Source organism: Micromonospora eburnea (genome assembly GCF_900090225.1).
GTDB lineage: Bacteria > Actinomycetota > Actinomycetes > Mycobacteriales > Micromonosporaceae > Micromonospora > Micromonospora eburnea.
Genome location: NZ_FMHY01000002.1, coordinates 3,762,036 through 3,777,719, shown reverse-complemented (window position 1 = coordinate 3,777,719; position 15,684 = coordinate 3,762,036). Strand labels below are relative to the sequence as shown.

The window sequence follows — 15,684 nt, the reverse complement described above, 5'->3', positions numbered from 1 at the left end:
GGCGCGCTGGTCCCTGGCGCGCTGGCCGTCCGCTGTCCCGGCCCGCCGGACCGGGTGGACCGGGGCCGCCGTCGGCCGGACCGGGCAGGATGCCGGGCATGGACGACGACGTACGCGGGTATCTGGCCGAGCTGGTCGACCGGGCCCGGGCGATCCTCGGCGCGGACCTGGTCGGCGCGTACGCGGCCGGGTCGGTGGGGCTCGGCGCCTACCAGGCGGGACGCAGTGACGTGGACGTGGCGCTGGTGGTGGCCCGGCCGGTGGGCGGCGCGGCGAAACGGGCGCTGGTGCACCGGCTGCGGCACGAGGCGCTGCCGTGCCCGGCGCGCGGCCTGGAACTGGTCGTCTACCGGCGGGACGTGGCCGCCTCCGGCAGCCCGGACCCGGGCTTCGAGGTGGAACTGAACACCGGGGCGACCATGCCGTTTCGCGCCACGTACGACCCGGCCGACCGGCCGGAGGTCGACGGCCGGTTCTGGTACGCCCTCGACCGCAGCATCCTGCGCCAGTCCGGGCTGGCCCTGCTCGGCCCGCCCGCCGCCGAGGTCTTCGCCGACCCGGCCCCGGACGACCTCCGCCGGCTGCTGGTCGCGGCGCTGTCCTGGTGGCTGGCGCTGCCGACGCCCGACGGCGACGGCCCGGCTCCCGGCGCGGAGGACGCCGTGCTCGGCGCGTGCCGTTCCCTGGTCCGTTTCCGGGACGGGGTGTGGCTGGCCAAGGCGGATGCCGGACGGCGGATCGCCGAGCGTGGCGAGGGCGCCGACCTGATCGGGCGGGCGATCGCGGCCCGCCGGGGTGGCCCGCCGCCGGGCGGCGTCGAGGCGCGGGCCTTCCAGCGTCGAGTGCTCGACGAGATCGCTGGAAGGCATTGACGTGGCTCGACGCTCTACTGTAAACAAGGTGTACGGATGAGTTGGGGAGGTCCCCATGCGACGCTCGGTAGCCCTGGCCGCGCTCCTACTCACCCTCGCCACCGCCACCCCGGCGGCCGCCGCGCCGCCGCCCGGGCCGGCCCCCGCGCCCCTCGCGACCACCCCGATCCAGGTCTACGGCGCGTGGCACTGCGGAAACGACTACTGCACCTGGGGCACGACCCGCACGGTGGCCGAGTTCGACAGCCAGAACCACTGGCTGATCGACCGGGGAGACGGCCGTCCCGCCGTCAACCTCGTGGTGCTCAGCTTCGTCAACCCCCTCGACCTGCTGCGCCAGACCACCAACGCGACCACCCTCGACGGCGTGCCGCGCGGCATGACCCCCGAGATTGTCGGCTGGTTCACCGCCCACGGCGTGCGGGTCATGCTCTCCGTCGGCGGCATCACCTACACCGACGCCTGGGACGCCGCCCTCGCCGAGAACCCCACCCTGCTCGGCCAGCGGGCCGCCGCGGTCGCCACCCGGCTCGGCGTCGGTATCGAGATCGACTACGAGCAGAACACCAACCCGAACCTCGCCGGCCTGCAGTCCTTCCTCGACGCCTACCGGGCGGTTCACCCGTACGACGCCACCGGCGCCCGGCCCCAGGCCCGGCTCACCATCGACGTCGCCGCCGGCGACCGCTACCTGATCGCCCTCAACCGCAAGGCCACCGCCGACTGGCTGCGTACCGACACCCCGGTCCTCGACTACGCCAACGCGATGGTGGCGGCCCGGCCCGCCTCCGCCAGCACCTCGCAGGCGAGCTGGCAGGAGCACGTCGACGGGAAGCCGCAGTACGCCCCGCCGGTGCCGCCGCTCGCCCCGGCCAAGTTCACCGGCGGCATCTATCTCGCCTACGGCGGCAAGCCGCTGCCGGAGTGCGTCGACTACGCGACCTCGGTGCAGCGGGCCGCCGCCCCGTACGCGCAGAGCGTCGCTCCCAACGGCGCGGGCACCACCGCCGGCATGCTCGGTTTCATGTTCTGGGCGGCCGAACGCCCCGCCGTCAGGGGTATCGGCACCGCGCCGCCGAACACCTGCGAGCGTGGCGCCGGCGCCGGGGCGACCGCGCTGGCCGTGCCGGTGCCGATGCCGGCCCTGCGGCAGAGCTGAGCACCGACTCCCGGCGAGACTGGCTTCTGATCAACTCCGTGTGTGGCATGTCGTGGTCACGGGCGGCCGCGAGAGCACCCCTTGCCGTACGCGGAGTTGATCCCATCCCGTACTCCCGGCCGGACCGCCGCTTGATCTAGGCTGTCCGGAACCGCCGTACATAAAGGAGCGTCTGTGACGGAGAAGCCCGCGACCGCCACGCGCGCCGACGCGCTGGACACCAGCGTCCCGCATTCGGCCCGCCTGTGGAACTACCTCCTCGGCGGGAAGGACAATTTCGCGGCCGACCGCCAGGCCGCCGAGCAGGTCCTCGCCTTCCTGCCGGAGCTGGTCCAGTCGGCCCGGTTCAACCGGGAGTTCCTCGGCCGCGCGGTCCGCCACCTCGCCGGCCAGGCCGGTATCCGGCAGTTCCTCGACATCGGCACCGGGCTGCCGACGGCGAACAACACCCACGAGGTCGCCCAGGCGGCCGCGCCGGAGTCGCGCATCGTCTACGTCGACAACGACCCGATGGTGCTGGTGCACGCCCGGGCCCTGCTGACCAGCAGTCCGGAGGGCGCCACCGACTACATCGAGGCGGACCTGCGCGACCCGGAGCTGATCCTGGCCGAGGCGCGCCGGACGCTGGACTTCGACCAGCCGATCGCCGTCATGCTGCTCGGCATCGTCAACTTCGTCGTCGACGACGAGGAGGCGCTCCGCGTCGTTCGACGGCTGGTTGACGCGGTGCCGGCGGGCAGCTACCTGGTCCTGTCACACCCCACCCGGGAGGTCAACCCGGAGGCGGTCGACCGGGCGCTGGCGATGTGGAACGATGGCGGCGCCGCGCAGATGGCGATCCGGAGCCCGGCCGTGATCGGCCGGTACTTCGACGGACTCGAACTTCTCGAACCCGGCCTGGTCACCTGCTCCCAGTGGCGTCCGGACGGCAACGACACCACCCCCACCTCCGAGTACTGCGCGGTGGGGCGCAAGAACGGCTGATCCGGTCGGCCCCGCCCGGCGGCGGGGCCGAGAACCGATGTCGATCTCCGGTGGCTCCCCGTTGCGGTCGGGCGGTGATCGAGGTGCGCGACCTGACGAAGCACTTCCGGGTGCACCCGTGCGCGATCCTGCTGAGGTACGCGCCGACCGTGATGCTGGCGGCGGTCGCGGTGGTCGTGGCCACCGCGGCAAGGCGGCGTTCGCCGCGCTCCTACTCGGGCGCCAGCGCCTGAGCCGACAGGCCCGGTCGTACGGCGGGGACCGCGCCGTCGCCGGCGGCGGTCCCCGGTACGCCTCCGGTGGATCAGTAGACGGTCACGCCGTAGGCGCTGGCCGCCGCGGGAACGGGCTGGTAGAACGTGGTGCCGCCGGACTTGCAGTCACCACTGCCGCCGGAGGTGATGCCGAGCGCCTTCGTACCGTCGTAGAGCGGGCCGCCGGAGTCGCCCGGCTCGGCGCAGACCGTGGTCTGGATCAGGCCCCTGACGGTGCCGCCGCCCTGGTAGCGGACGGTCGCGTTCAGGGCCGTCACGGTGCCGCTCTTGGTGCCGGTGGTCGAGCCGGTCCGCTTGACCGCCTCGCCCACGTACGCGTTGGCGGCGGTGTAGCCGCCGGGGTGACTCAGCGCGGTGTTGTCGTAGCGGACCAGGGCGTAGTCGCTGCCGGGGAAGCTGGAGCCGGTGGTCGGGCCGATCAGCGTCTTCTGGCCGGAGTCGGTGTACCAGGTCTTGACGACGTTTCCGCAGTGCCCGGCGGTGAGGAAGTAGTACACGCCGGACTTGACCACGTTGAAGCCGAGCGAGCAGCGGTAGCCGCTTCCGTAGATCGCGTCGCCGGCCGACAGCAGCGGGCGGAAGGTGCCGCGGACCCGGTCGACCCGGATCGCGCCCGCCTCGGCGCTGGCGCTCTTCTTGAGCGTGGCGACCTCGGCGGCGGAGACGGTCTCGTCGGCGCTTACCACGACCCGGCCGGAGGCGGCGTCCACGTGCCAGGCGATGCCCTCGACACCGGAGGCCCGTACGGCGGCGTCGACCCGGGCGAGCTGGTCCGCGGTGTAGCTCGGCGGAGCGGCGGCGGCCGGGACGGTGAACGCGCCGGCGGCCACCAGGCCGGCGGTCGCGGCGAGCAGCGGTGTCAGTCGATTGCGGCGGATTCTCACGGTCTCCTCCTCGGACGGTGAGGGCCGCCGGTTGCGTCGGCGTCCCTGCCGGTCGCCGGGATCTGGTCGGGGGCCGACCTCGACGAGCGCTGTAGCCGTGAGTATCTATTCGGATCGATGCGCCTGCAAGGGGCCGATCCCCGGCCGGCCCGCGCTGGTTAGGGTGTGGCGGGGAGGTGCGCCGATGGGATCGGAGCTGAGCGGGGCCGCGCTGGCCGGACTGGATGAGGCGGTCCCGGGCGGTGTGCGCACCCGGGCCGTCGACCGCCTGGGGTTCGCCCACGACGCCTCCCACTACCTGCTGCATCCCGCCGCGGTGGTCGCCCCGGCCGACGCGGAGCAGGTCGCCTCGCTGCTGCGGCACAGCCGCCGCACCGGAACCCCGCTGACCTTCCGCTCCGGCGGCACCAGCCTCAGCGGCCAGGCCGTCACCGACCGGCTGCTGGTCGACACCCGCCGGCACTTCCGCGACCTGGCCGTTCTCGACGAGGGCCGCCGCGTCCGGGTGCAGCCGGGGGTGGTGCTGCGGCAGGTGAACAACCGGCTCGCCCCGTACGGCCGGCGGCTCGGCCCGGACCCGGCCAGCGAATCCGCCTGCACGGTGGGCGGCGTGGTGGCCAACAACTCCAGCGGGATGACCTGCGGCACCGAGTTCAACACCTACCGGACGCTGGAGTCGCTGCTGCTGGTGCTGCCCAGCGGCACCGTGCTGGACACCGGCGCCCCGGACGCCGACGACCGGCTGCGGGCCACCGAGCCGGAGCTGCACGCCGGCCTGCTGCGGCTGCGCGACCGGGTGCGCGGTAACCCCGACTCGGTGCGCCGCATCCGCGCCCAGTACGCCATGAAGAACACCATGGGGTACGGGGTGAACGCGTTCCTCGACCACGACACGCCCGCGGAGCTGCTGACCCGGCTCGTGGTGGGCAGCGAGGGCACGCTCGCCTTCGTGGCGGCGGCGACCTTCCGCACCGTACCGGCGCACCGGCACGCCGCGACCGGCCTGCTGGTCTTCGACACCCTCGGTGCGGCGATGGCGGCCATGCCGGCGCTCGTGGCCGCCGGGCCGGCGGCGATCGAGCTGCTCGACGCCGCCGCGTTGCGGGTCGCCCAGGTCGACCCGAAGGCGGACGCCGCGCTGCGCGGCCTCGCGGTACGCGAGCACGCGGCGCTGCTGGTGGAGTGGCAGGAGTCCGACCCGGACACGCTCGCCGAGCGGGTGGCGACGGGCCGGCCGGTGCTGGCCGAGCTGCCGCTGACCGCCCCGGCCCGGCTCAGCGGCGAGGCGGCTGCCCGCGCCGCGCTGTGGCACATCCGCAAGGGCCTGTACGCGGCAGTCGCCGGCGCCCGCCCGTCGGGGACCACCGCGCTGCTGGAGGACATCGCCGTCCCGGTGGACGCGCTCGCCGACACCTGCGCCGCGCTCACCGACCTGTTCGCCCGGCACCGGTACGAGCAGAGCGTGATCTTCGGCCACGCCAAGGACGGCAACCTGCACTTCCTGCTCAACGAGCGGTTCTCCGGCGGCGTGGCCCCGGCGCGCTACGCCGAGTTCACCGAGGAGATGGTCGACCTGGTGCTCGGCCACGGTGGCACGCTCAAGGCCGAGCACGGCACCGGCCGGGTGATGGCCCCGTACGTGCGCCGGCAGTTCGGCGACGAGCTGTACGCGGTGATGCGCGAGGTGAAGAGGCTCTGCGACCCTGACGGTGTGCTCAATCCCGGGGTGCTGCTCAGCGACGATCCCGAGATCCACCTGCGGCACCTGAAGACCGTGCCCACGGTCGAACCCGAGGTGGACCGCTGCGTCGAGTGTGGCTACTGCGAGCCGGTCTGCCCCAGCCGAGACCTGACCACCACACCCCGCCAGCGGATCGTGCTGCGCCGGGAGATCGCCGCCGCCCGCGCCGCCGGTGACCAGGCGCTGGCCCGGGAGTTGACGGCCGCGTACGGGTACGACGCGGTGGACACCTGCGCGGTCGACGGCATGTGCGCGACCGCCTGCCCGGTGCTGATCAACACGGGTGACCTGGTGAAGCGGCTGCGTACCGAGGGCACCGGCCGGGCCGCGCAGGCGGGCTGGCGCGGGGCGGCCAACCGGTGGGGCGCGGTCACCCGGGGCATGGCGGGCGGGCTGAACCTGGCCGGCGCGCTGCCACCCGCCCTGCCGGAGGCGGGCACCCGGGCGGCTCGGACGGTGCTCGGCGCGGGGCGGGTGCCGCAGTGGCGGCGGGACCTGCCCCGGGGCGGCGCGGTGCGCCGCCCGCGCCCGGTGGACGACCCGGACGCGGTCTTCGTGCCGTCCTGTCTGGGCACGCTGTTCGCGCCGGCCGAGGGCGGGTCGGGTGTCGCCGCCGCGCTGCTCACCCTCGCCGAGCGGGCCGGGGTGCGCCTGCTCGTGCCTGACGGGGTGGCGAGCATGTGCTGCGGCACGCCCTGGTCGTCGAAGGGCCTCACCGCCGGCTACCAGGCGGTGCGCGACCGGGTGCCGGCGGCGTTGCGGGCGGCCAGCCGGGACGGCACGCTGCCCGTGGTCAGCGATGCCGCCTCCTGCACGGAGGGCTTCGCCAAACTGCTCGCCGACGCCGGTGGGCTGCGGGTCGTCGACGCCGTCGGGTACGCGGCCACGGAGCTGCTGCCCCGGCTCACCGTCCGGCGCCGGTTGGGCTCACTCGCCCTGCACCCGACCTGCTCGTCCACCCGGTTGGGGCTGGACGAGGCGCTGCTCACCGTGGCCCGCGCGGTCGCCGACGAGGTGGTGGTGCCCGATGGCTGGCAGTGCTGCGGCTTCGCCGGTGACCGTGGTCTGCTGCGTCCCGAGTTGACCGCCTCGGCCACCCGTGCCGAGGCCGACGCCGTCGCCCGCCGGTCCTTCGACGGGTACGCCTCGGTGAACCGTACCTGCGAGATCGGGATGGCCCGGGCGACCGGCCAGCCGTACCGTCACCTGCTGGAACTCCTCGCCGACGCCACGGCCTGACCGCGTCCACGCGCCGGTTTGTCGTACGGATCTCCTACGGTCCCGCCATGACCGCGATGCTGACCCGCCTGCTCGACTCCCTCCCGCCGGGGACCCTGCCATCGGGTCGCACCGTGGAGCCGGAGGGCGGCGGACCACCGCCGTACTGGCTGAGCGACGCCCCGGTCGACCCCGAGGTGTGGGTGCGGATGCGGTCCCGGCACCGCGAGACCGGGCTGTGGCCGCTGTTGCTGAGCGGGTTGTCCGGTGAGGAGAGCCGACCCTGGGCCGACGGCGAGGTCTATCCGGCCGGCACGTCGTCGCCGGATCAGCACGACGCGGCGGAACTGCTGGCCCGGTGGTGGCACGCCAGCACCGGCGCCGACGACGATGGCGACATGCTGCCGGCGGTGGACCGCGCCGCCATCACGGCCCCGTTCCGGCGGACCTGGCCCGGGCTGGCCGAGCCCGGAGACTCGGTGGGGCCCGCCGCCCACTTCGCCGACCGGTACGCGGAGTTCCTGCGAGACGAGCCCGCGCGGCTCGGTCTGGTGGCGGCAACCCGCGGTTCCGACGCCCTGGCCGTGACCGGCTGGTCCGGCCCGGCCAACTACCACGACACCGGCGAGGTCGCCGCCGTCGTACGAAGCTGGGAGGAGCGGTTCGGCGCTCGCGTGGTCGCCGTCGGGTTCGACACCCTGCACCTCAGCGTCGCCGCGCCCCCCGCCACGCCCCGCCACGCCCTACGGGTCGCCGCCGAGCACTTCGCCTTCGCCCCCGACAACGTCTGGCAGGGCACCGACACGCTCACCGCCTATGCCGAGGAGATCCTCGGCATGAACTCCTGGTCCTTCTGGTGGGACTGACGGCGCGGCGGGCACGGGACGCCCGGCGGCGTAGCATTCGGCGACGTGTTGCGAAGTTGGTGGTTGGCGGCCGTCGTACTGGCCTGCGGGTTGTTCGTGGCGGCCACCCAGCACCATCCGTGGGTCGCCGTCGTGGAGTTCCTCGTCTTCGCGGCGCTGGCCGTCCTGTTCTCGCCGCTGGTGTTCCCGAGGTCGCTGACCGCCGCGCAGGCGCAGGAACGCAGCGCCCGGGACGGCCGCCCGATCGTGTACTGGCGGCCCGGCTGCCGGTACTGCCTGCGGCTGCGGCGCCGGCTCGGCGGCCGGGCCGGTCAGGTGCACTGGGTCGACATCTGGCGTGATCCGGCCGGAGCAGCCGCGGTGCGGGCCGTCACCGGGGGCGACGAGACCGTCCCGACCGTGGTGGCGCGCGGCGAGGCGGCGGTGAACCCGGAGCCGGCCTGGCTGCTCCAGCGGCTGACCGGCCCGACCTCACCCACCGGTGACCGTCCGTAGAGCTGAGCATCATCACCCGGGGATCCCGGCCTTGAGCGACTCCATGTGCGGCACGTGGTGGTCTCACCGCGGCCGGTGACCACCATTTGCGCCGCACGGAGCAGATCGCCCGCGGCTAACGTTCTCATTATCGGGAATGATAATGTCGGGTCATGACCTCTTCGGCCGACCGTTGGGCGGAACTGGCGCTGCATCCGGTGCGGATCCGGATCCTGCGATCGGTCGCCGGTGCCCGCCGCACCACTCGTGACCTTGTCAACGCCTTGCCGGACGTGCCACAGGCCACGCTCTACCGGCACGTGGCGGCGCTCGTGGCGGGCGGGCTGCTGGACGTGGTCGAGGAGCGGAAGGTGCGCGGCACCGTCGAGCGGGTGTACGCGCTGCCCGCCCATGGCGCGGCCCTCGGCCCGACGGAGCTCGCCGACGCCAGCGCCGAGGACCACGCGCGGTGGTTCACGGCTTTCGTGTCCAGCCTGCTCGCGGAGTTCTCCCGATACCTGTCCCGGGACCGGATCGACCTGGTCGCCGACGGCGTCGGCTACCAGCAGGTGGTGCTGCACCTCTCCGACGAGGAGTTCGCCGAGTTCGCCGCGGAGCTGGCCGGGGTGATCGCGCCCCGGCTGGCCAACCGACCCGGCCCGGACCGGGTGGCTCGCCTGCTGGCCACCGTCCTGATGCCGGTCGACCCGGCACCCGGCAGCGACTCCGCAGCCACCACCGCGCCACCGCCCACCGCGGGCCCCGTGCCCGGGCCACCCGGTGACGCCGACCAAAGCTGAGCACCGCCCCGGCCCGCCTGCGGGCCCGACGTAAGGAGTGTCCATGGCCGTAGTGGCCGTCACCGGCGAGCAACTCGACATCCGGTTCAGCTCCGGCGAGCGGATCTGGCTGCGCCGTGACCAGCTGACCGTCCCACTCTCCGCCGTGCGGCAGGCGTCCTGCGTCGACCAGCCGCTACGCCTGGCCCGGGGCGCCCGGAGCGGCCTCGTGGTCTCCGGCTTCATCAAGATCGGTGTCTGGGGCGTCTTCGCCAGACCCCGCCAGCTCGTCTCGGCCCGCCGTGGCGAGCCCGGTCTGCACCTGCTGCTCGACCGGTCGACCGGACACGTCGAGTACGACGAGATCGTGCTGTCGGCCCCGGCGGCGCCACGGCTCGTCGAGGCGATCCAGCACGCGACGGCGGGCCGGCCGTGACCGGGGAACGCCTGCCCATCGAGGTGTCCCGGCTGACCAAACGGTTCGGTGCCGTCACCGCCGTCCGCGACATCAGCTTCACCGTCGAGCCCGGCCGGGTCACCGGCTTCCTCGGCCCGAACGGGGCCGGCAAGACCACCACCATGCGCATGATCACCGGCCTGGTGGCCCCCACCTCGGGCCACGCCACCATCGGCGGCCGGCCGTACGCGCGGCTCGACCGCCCGTCCAGCACGGTCGGCGCGCTCTTCGACGCCGCCGCCGTCCACCCCGGCCACACCGCCCGCGACCACCTCGCGGTGTACGCCGCGATGGGCGGCCACCCCGCGCGGCGGGTCACCGAGCTGCTGGACCGGCTCGGCCTGACCGCGGTGGCCGACCGTCGGGTCGGCGGGTTCTCCACCGGCATGCGGCAACGGCTGAACCTGGCTACCGCGCTGCTCGGCGACCCGCGTGTCCTGCTGCTCGACGAGCCGAGCAACGGCCTCGACCCGGAGGGCATGGCATGGCTGCGGTCCCTGCTGCGCGGCCTGGCCGCGGACGGGCGCACGGTGCTGGTCTCCAGCCACGTGCTCAGCGAGGTGGAGCAGTTGGCCGACGACGTGGTGGTGATCCGCGGCGGCGAGCTGGTCGCCGCCGGTCCCTGGTCACGCCTGGCCGGGCCGCCGGCGGCGCTGGTCCGCACTCCCGACGCCGCGGCGCTGGCCGCCGCGCTCACGGCGGCCGGCCCGGACCCCGCCGACGCGTTCCAGGTGGCCGCCGTCGGCGTCGACCAGCTACGGGTGTACGGCATGTCGACGCCCGAGATCGCTGCCGTAGCGGCCACCCACGGGCTGCGAATCCATGAACTCGGCACCGAGGCCGCCGGGCTCGAACAGCTCTTCCTGCGCCTCACCGGCGCTGCGAACACCACCTCTGAACAGGCGGACCTGTGATGCGACTCGTGATCAGGGCGGAGTTCCGCCGGCTGCTGGCCACCCGGATGTGGGCCGTGGCCCTGGTGGTCGCCGCGCTGCTCGGCGGCGGGCTGCTCGGCGCACTGGCCCTCGGCGGCCCGGAGAACTTCACCCCACCGATGCCCGGCCTGGACACCGAGACCGGGGTCCGGTCGGTGCTGGGCATCGTGGGCTTCACCGCCTTCGTCCCGGCCGCTCTCGGCACCGTGGCCATCACCAGCGAGTACCGGCACCGCACGATCGCGGTGACCTTTCTGTTCGCGCCGCGCCGCTGGCAGGTGCTGACCGCCAAGCTCGTCGCGTACGGGGTGGCTGGAACGGCGTACGGCATCGTGCTGGCCGGCACGGCGGCCCTCGGGCTGTTCGGCGCGGCCGCGGTACGCGGTGTCACGCTCGGCATGCCGGTCGGCACCGTGCTGGGGCTGCTCGCCCGGATGGGCCTGGCGATGGTCGCCTATCTGCTGCTCGGCGTCGCCGTCGGAGCCCTGCTGCGCAACCAGATCGCGGCGCTCGCCGTGGTGGTCGGCTACCTGTATCTGGGCGAGACGCTGCTGATGATGATCCCCGGGGTGAACCTGGCCTATCCGTTCCTGCCCGGTGGGGCGACCGCCGCCCTGAGCAACTACACCTACCTGGCCGACGCGATGGCGGAGCAGCTCGCCACCCGGCCGGTGCAGCTGCTGTCACCGGTGGCCGGCGCCCTGCTGATGCTGGCGTACACGCTGGTGGCCTCGGCGGTCGCGGTGCTCGTGCCGCTGCGCCGGGACGTCACCTGACCGCCGCGAGCCGCTGGCCGACCGACCCGGGGTCAGAGCGTCCGGGTCAGCTCCGCGATGATCCCGGCCGCCGGGGCGGCCCGGGCGGCGCGAAAGCCGGTGCCGGCCCACAGGTGCAGCCGGTCGGCGTCGCCGGCCAGGGCGGCGGCGGTGCGCAGCGGCCGGGTCAGGTGGTGCAGCGCCGGGTAGCCCGACGGCGCCAGTGCGCCGTGCCGGTCGACGAAGCCGTTACGCAACGCTCGGGCCGGCCGGCCGGTGAACGCCCGGGTGACCACGGTCCGGTCCCGGCGGGGATCGGCCAGCGCGTCGCGGTGGGTGCGGTTCGCGCCGCTCTCGTCCGCCCGCAGCAGCAGCGTGCCGACCAGGACGCCGGTCGCGCCGGCGGCGAGCGCGGACCGGATGTCCGGCCCGCCGGCCACGCCGCCGGCGGCGAGGACGGGCAGCCCGGTCCGGCCGGCGACGAGGCCGACCAACTCGGGTAGCGGGCGGTCGGGTGGCGGGCGGTCCGGGGTGAAGGTGCCGAAGTGGCCGCCGGCGTGCGCGCTCTGCGCGACCAGCCCGTCCACCCCCAGGTCGGCGGCGGCCGTGGCCTCCGCCAGGTCGGTGACCGTGACCAGCACCCGGCTGCCGGCCCGCCGCAGGTCCCGCACCACGCCGGCCGGCGGGAGACCGAAGGTGAAGCTGACCACCGGCACCGGGTCGTGGACCAACAGGTCGATCTTCGCTGCCCAGTGGTCGTCGTCCTCGACGCGGCCGGCTGCCGCCAGGTCGAGTCCGTAGGGTGCGCCCTCGGCGGCGATGCGGGCCGCGTAGCGGCGGAACTCCGCCTCCGTGACAGGCACCGGGGTGGGCACGAAGACGTTCACCCCGAAGGGGTGGCCGGCGGCGCGCGCGACGGCGATGTCGTCCGCCGTCGCCTCCGGCGTCCGGTAGCCGGCGGCCAGGAACGCGAACGCACCGACCGCGCCGACCGCCGCGGCCAGCCCCGTGGTGGTCGGCCCGCCGGCCATCGGCGCCGCGACCACCGGCCCGTCCACCCCGAGCAGGTCTCTGCGGTGACTGTCCACGCGCCCAGTCTGCCCGGCCGCGGGCGGCGGCGCCGCTCCACGGTGCTCGTGCTCCCTGGCCGTACGTTCGCGATTCCCTGGTCGGGCTCAACGGTCGAGACGCGACGGCCCGCAGGCCGCATATCTCGTCGCGTTCCGGCCGGCCCCCGGCCCCCGCCACCCGGACGGGGTACGGCATGATCTTGACGTCGAGCGGGAGGGGACGAGCGGATGACGGTGCAGGTGCCGCACGGCGGCCGGGTGCTCTTCATCGGTGACAGCATCACCGACGCCGGACGGGACCGGTCCTGCGGCGACGATCTCGGCACCGGGTACGCCATGATGGCCGGCGCGTGGTTCACCGCCCGCCACCCCGCACACCGGGCCGGTTTCGTCAATCGTGGCGTCAGCGGTGACCGGGTACGCGACCTGCGCGCCCGCTGGGAGGCCGACTGCCTGGCTCTCGCCCCGCAGGTGGTGTCGGTGCTGATCGGCATCAACGACACCTGGCGGCGGTACAGCGAGAACGACCCGACCAGCGCCACCGACTTCGCCCGCGACTACCGGCACATCCTGGAGTCGACCCGGCGGCTGGGCGCACGGATCGTCCTGATCGAACCCTTCGTGATCCCGCTCGACGAGGTCAAGCGCGCCTGGCGGGAGGACCTCGACGAGAAGGTCGACGTGGTCCGCCGGCTCGCCGTCGAGTACGACGCGACGCTGGTCGCGGTGGACGAGCTGTTCCAGGCCGCCGACGTCGACAGCCGGGTGTGGACCAACGACGGGGTGCACCTGACGCCGTTCGGCCACGCGCTGCTCGCCCAGCAGTGGCTGCGGGCGATCACCCCGGCGGCCTGAGGACGACCCGTCGTCCCGCTGCCCGTTCTCCTGCCGCCCCCGGGGTGGGCGGGCCCGCGCGGCGGAGGCATAGGCTGGGCGTCGTGGCGAGGTACTACGACCTGCATCCGGACAACCCCCAACCGCGCACCCTGCGACAGGTGGTCGACCTGGTCCGGGGCGACGGGCTGATCGCCTACCCGACGGACTCCTGCTATGCCTTCGGCTGCCGGATCGGCAACCGGGACGGGGTGGACCGGATCCGGGAGATCCGCCGGCTCGACGACCGGCACCACTTCACCCTGGTCTGCCGCGACTTCGCCCAGCTCGGCCAGTTCGTCAAGGTCAGCAACTCGGTCTTCCGTCTGGTGAAGGCCGCCATCCCGGGCAGTTACACCTTTATCCTGCCGGCCACCCAGGAGGTGCCACGCCGGCTCCAGGAGCCCCGCAAGCGTACGGTCGGGGTGCGCGTGCCCAGGCACACGGTCACCCAGGCGCTGCTCGCCGAGCTGGGGGAGCCGCTGCTCTCCAGCACCCTGCTGCTGCCCGGCGACGAGGAGCCGATGACCCAGGGCTGGGAGATCAAGGAACGGCTCGACCACCTCGTCGACGCCGTGATCGACGCCGGCGAGTGCGGCTTGGAGCCCACCACCGTGGTCGACCTGTCCGGCCCGGAACCGGAGATCCTGCGGCACGGCGCCGGCGACCCGGCCCGCTTCGCATAGCGATTTATCCTGTTCCACCCCGTCGGCTCCGCCCGCGGTACCACCATGTTGGGGCGGCGAGCGGGTGACAGGGGGCGACGTGGGCGGGCTCGTGCTGATCGCGGTGCTGGGCGCCACCGTGCTCATCGGCACCACCATCGGCGGCCGCTACCGTGTCGCGCCGCCCGTGCTGCTCATCGTCATGGGGGCGGGGCTCGGCCTGCTGTCCCCGTTCTCCCAGGTGACGCTCGAACCGAACGTCGTGCTGCTGCTCTTCCTGCCCGCGATCCTCTACCGGGAGAGCCTCGTCATCAGTCTCCGCGAGATCCGGGCCAACCTCCTCGTCATCACGCTGCTCGCCGTCGGGCTGGTGATCATCACAGCGGTCGTCGTCGCGTACGGCGCGCAGGTGCTCGGGGTCTCGCCGGCGGCGGCCTGGGTGCTCGGCGCGGTCCTCGCGCCCACCGACGCCGCCGCCGTCGCCGGCCTGGCCAAGCGGATGCCGCGCGGCATCCTCACCACCCTGCGCGCGGAGAGCCTGATCAACGACGGTACGGCCCTGGTGCTCTTCTCCGTCACCGTCGGAGTGATCGCCGGCGGGGCGGTGCCCGGCCCGCTCGGTCTGGCCGGCAGCTTCGTCGGCTCGGCCGTGGCCGGGGTCGCCGCGGGACTGCTCGTCGGCGGCGTGGTCATCCTGATCCGCAAGTACGTCGACGACCCGATGCGCGAGGGCGGGCTGAGCATCCTCACCCCGTTCGTCGCGTTCCTGCTGGCCGAGACGGTGCACGCCAGCGGCGTCCTCGCCGTCGTGGTGGTCGGCCTGGTGCTCTCGTACGCCGGGCCGCGGCTGATCCGGGCCCGCTCCCGGCTGACCGCGTTCGCGTTCTGGGACCTCGCCACCTTCATGGTCAACGGCAGTCTCTTCGTGCTGCTCGGCATGCAGGTCCCGCGCGCGCTGCGCGGCATCACCAGTCACACGCCGACCCAGGCGTTCGGTATCGCGGTGCTGGTCACGCTGGTCGTGGTGGTCACCCGGCTGGTCTGGATGCAGTCCGCCCTGCCGGCCCTGCAGGCGATCGACCGGCGCGAGTCCCAGCGATCCCGCCGTTTCGACTTCCGGGTCCGCACCGCCGCCGGCTGGGCGGGATTCCGGGGCGCGGTCTCGCTCGCCGCCGCGCTCGCCGTCCCGGTCACCACCCACTCCGGCGCCCCCGTGCACGACCGTGATCTGATCATCTTCGTCACCGTCACGGTCATCGTGCTGACCATGCTCGTGCAGGGCATCACCCTGCCCGCCGTGGTCGGCTGGGCCGGCCTGGTCGGCGACCAGGAGCGGGACGACGAGGTGCGGTGGGCCCGGATCCAGGCCACGGAGGCCGGGCTGGCCGCCCTGCCGCAGGTCGCCGTCGCCGTCGGCGCGTCGCCGGACCTGGTCGACCGGCTGCGTGCCGACTACCAGGAGCACCTGGAGGACGCGCGCTCGCCGGGCAACGAGGAGAACGCGCAGGAGCGCGAGACCGCCCGACGGTTCCGCCTCGAACTGCTGGAACGCAAACGGCGGGAGATCACCCGGTTGCGGAACACCAACCAGATCGACGACGCGGTGCTGCGGCAGGTGCAGGCCGCCCTCGACATCGAGGAGATCCGGCTGCTGGGCCCGGAGAGCGAGGACTGAGC

General features: G+C 74.0%; 16 protein-coding genes. 14 read left to right on the top strand and 2 right to left on the bottom strand.

Annotation, left to right across the window (positions count from 1 at the left end; translation table 11 throughout):
- The first annotated feature begins 98 nt into the window (after nucleotides 1-98).
- The 4 genes from GA0070604_RS17145 to GA0070604_RS32485 all read left to right on the top strand — a co-directional run bounded on the left by GA0070604_RS17145 (nucleotide 99) and on the right by GA0070604_RS32485 (nucleotide 3,248).
- A complete protein-coding gene (locus GA0070604_RS17145) occupies nucleotides 99-872 on the top strand; it encodes a nucleotidyltransferase (protein WP_091118875.1) in 774 nt (257 codons plus the stop codon).
- A 55-nt stretch (nucleotides 873-927) separates the two neighbouring features.
- Complete coding sequence (locus GA0070604_RS17140) at nucleotides 928-2,031, top strand: glycoside hydrolase family 18 protein (RefSeq protein ID WP_244161953.1); 1,104 nt, start codon at nucleotides 928-930, stop codon at nucleotides 2,029-2,031.
- A gap of 174 nt (nucleotides 2,032-2,205) precedes the next feature.
- Nucleotides 2,206-3,015, top strand: a complete 810-nt coding sequence (locus GA0070604_RS17135; RefSeq protein ID WP_091118872.1) for an SAM-dependent methyltransferase — start codon at nucleotides 2,206-2,208, stop codon at nucleotides 3,013-3,015.
- 74 nt (nucleotides 3,016-3,089) lie between these two features.
- Nucleotides 3,090-3,248, top strand: a complete 159-nt coding sequence (locus GA0070604_RS32485) for a hypothetical protein (protein WP_167363500.1) — start codon at nucleotides 3,090-3,092, stop codon at nucleotides 3,246-3,248.
- Nucleotides 3,249-3,319: 71 nt separating this feature from the next.
- Here GA0070604_RS32485 and GA0070604_RS17130 read toward each other — a convergent pair whose 3' ends face one another.
- Nucleotides 3,320-4,174: a S1 family peptidase gene (locus GA0070604_RS17130; protein WP_091118869.1), complete on the bottom strand. Its 855-nt coding sequence runs from the start codon at nucleotides 4,172-4,174 to the stop codon at nucleotides 3,320-3,322.
- Between the two features lie 184 nt (nucleotides 4,175-4,358).
- On the opposite strand from GA0070604_RS17130, the gene GA0070604_RS17125 reads away from it, so the two are divergent.
- The 7 genes from GA0070604_RS17125 (at nucleotide 4,359) to GA0070604_RS17095 (ending at nucleotide 11,420) form a co-directional block, all read left to right on the top strand.
- Nucleotides 4,359-7,154: an FAD-binding and (Fe-S)-binding domain-containing protein gene (locus GA0070604_RS17125; RefSeq protein ID WP_091118866.1), complete on the top strand. Its 2,796-nt coding sequence runs from the start codon at nucleotides 4,359-4,361 to the stop codon at nucleotides 7,152-7,154.
- Between the two features lie 47 nt (nucleotides 7,155-7,201).
- On the top strand, nucleotides 7,202-7,999 hold the full coding sequence (locus GA0070604_RS17120; RefSeq protein WP_091118863.1) for a DUF4253 domain-containing protein: 798 nt from the start codon (nucleotides 7,202-7,204) through the stop codon (nucleotides 7,997-7,999).
- A 45-nt stretch (nucleotides 8,000-8,044) separates the two neighbouring features.
- Entirely contained in the window at nucleotides 8,045-8,494 is a 450-nt protein-coding gene (locus tag GA0070604_RS17115) for a glutaredoxin domain-containing protein (protein WP_091118861.1), read from the top strand.
- Nucleotides 8,495-8,646: 152 nt separating this feature from the next.
- Nucleotides 8,647-9,273: a helix-turn-helix domain-containing protein gene (locus tag GA0070604_RS17110; protein WP_091118858.1), complete on the top strand. Its 627-nt coding sequence runs from the start codon at nucleotides 8,647-8,649 to the stop codon at nucleotides 9,271-9,273.
- Between the two features lie 43 nt (nucleotides 9,274-9,316).
- Nucleotides 9,317-9,688 (top strand): hypothetical protein, encoded by a 372-nt coding sequence (locus GA0070604_RS17105; RefSeq protein WP_091118856.1) that lies wholly within the window; start codon nucleotides 9,317-9,319, stop codon nucleotides 9,686-9,688.
- On the top strand, nucleotides 9,685-10,623 hold the full coding sequence (locus tag GA0070604_RS17100) for an ABC transporter ATP-binding protein (RefSeq protein ID WP_091118853.1): 939 nt from the start codon (nucleotides 9,685-9,687) through the stop codon (nucleotides 10,621-10,623). The genes GA0070604_RS17105 and GA0070604_RS17100 overlap by 4 nt, the downstream gene beginning before the upstream one ends.
- Nucleotides 10,623-11,420, top strand: coding sequence for an ABC-2 transporter permease (locus GA0070604_RS17095; protein WP_091118851.1), 798 nt, complete (start codon nucleotides 10,623-10,625; stop codon nucleotides 11,418-11,420). Before GA0070604_RS17100 ends, GA0070604_RS17095 begins: the two co-directional genes overlap by 1 nt.
- 32 nt (nucleotides 11,421-11,452) lie before the next feature.
- Here the strand turns inward: GA0070604_RS17095 and GA0070604_RS17090 are convergent, their stop codons facing one another.
- Nucleotides 11,453-12,487: a nitronate monooxygenase gene (locus tag GA0070604_RS17090; RefSeq protein ID WP_244161952.1), complete on the bottom strand. Its 1,035-nt coding sequence runs from the start codon at nucleotides 12,485-12,487 to the stop codon at nucleotides 11,453-11,455.
- Between the two features lie 210 nt (nucleotides 12,488-12,697).
- Here GA0070604_RS17090 and GA0070604_RS17085 point away from each other — a divergent pair, with 210 nt between their 5' ends.
- From GA0070604_RS17085 to GA0070604_RS17075, 3 genes are all read left to right on the top strand, one after another.
- Complete coding sequence (locus tag GA0070604_RS17085) at nucleotides 12,698-13,324, top strand: SGNH/GDSL hydrolase family protein (protein ID WP_091118849.1); 627 nt, start codon at nucleotides 12,698-12,700, stop codon at nucleotides 13,322-13,324.
- A gap of 83 nt (nucleotides 13,325-13,407) precedes the next feature.
- Nucleotides 13,408-14,028: an L-threonylcarbamoyladenylate synthase gene (locus GA0070604_RS17080; protein WP_091118846.1), complete on the top strand. Its 621-nt coding sequence runs from the start codon at nucleotides 13,408-13,410 to the stop codon at nucleotides 14,026-14,028.
- Nucleotides 14,029-14,107: 79 nt separating this feature from the next.
- Entirely contained in the window at nucleotides 14,108-15,682 is a 1,575-nt protein-coding gene (locus GA0070604_RS17075) for a Na+/H+ antiporter (protein WP_244161951.1), read from the top strand.
- Nucleotides 15,683-15,684 lie beyond the last annotated feature (2 nt).

Coding starts and splice junctions, on each gene's coding strand:
- GA0070604_RS17145 (WP_091118875.1), top strand. CDS start 99: ATGGACGACGACGTACGCGGGTATCTGGCCGAGCTGGTCGACCGGGCC.
- GA0070604_RS17140 (WP_244161953.1), top strand. CDS start 928: ATGCGACGCTCGGTAGCCCTGGCCGCGCTCCTACTCACCCTCGCCACC.
- GA0070604_RS17125 (WP_091118866.1), top strand. CDS start 4,359: ATGGGATCGGAGCTGAGCGGGGCCGCGCTGGCCGGACTGGATGAGGCG.
- GA0070604_RS17120 (WP_091118863.1), top strand. CDS start 7,202: ATGACCGCGATGCTGACCCGCCTGCTCGACTCCCTCCCGCCGGGGACC.
- GA0070604_RS17110 (WP_091118858.1), top strand. CDS start 8,647: ATGACCTCTTCGGCCGACCGTTGGGCGGAACTGGCGCTGCATCCGGTG.
- GA0070604_RS17105 (WP_091118856.1), top strand. CDS start 9,317: ATGGCCGTAGTGGCCGTCACCGGCGAGCAACTCGACATCCGGTTCAGC.
- GA0070604_RS17095 (WP_091118851.1), top strand. CDS start 10,623: ATGCGACTCGTGATCAGGGCGGAGTTCCGCCGGCTGCTGGCCACCCGG.
- GA0070604_RS17085 (WP_091118849.1), top strand. CDS start 12,698: ATGACGGTGCAGGTGCCGCACGGCGGCCGGGTGCTCTTCATCGGTGAC.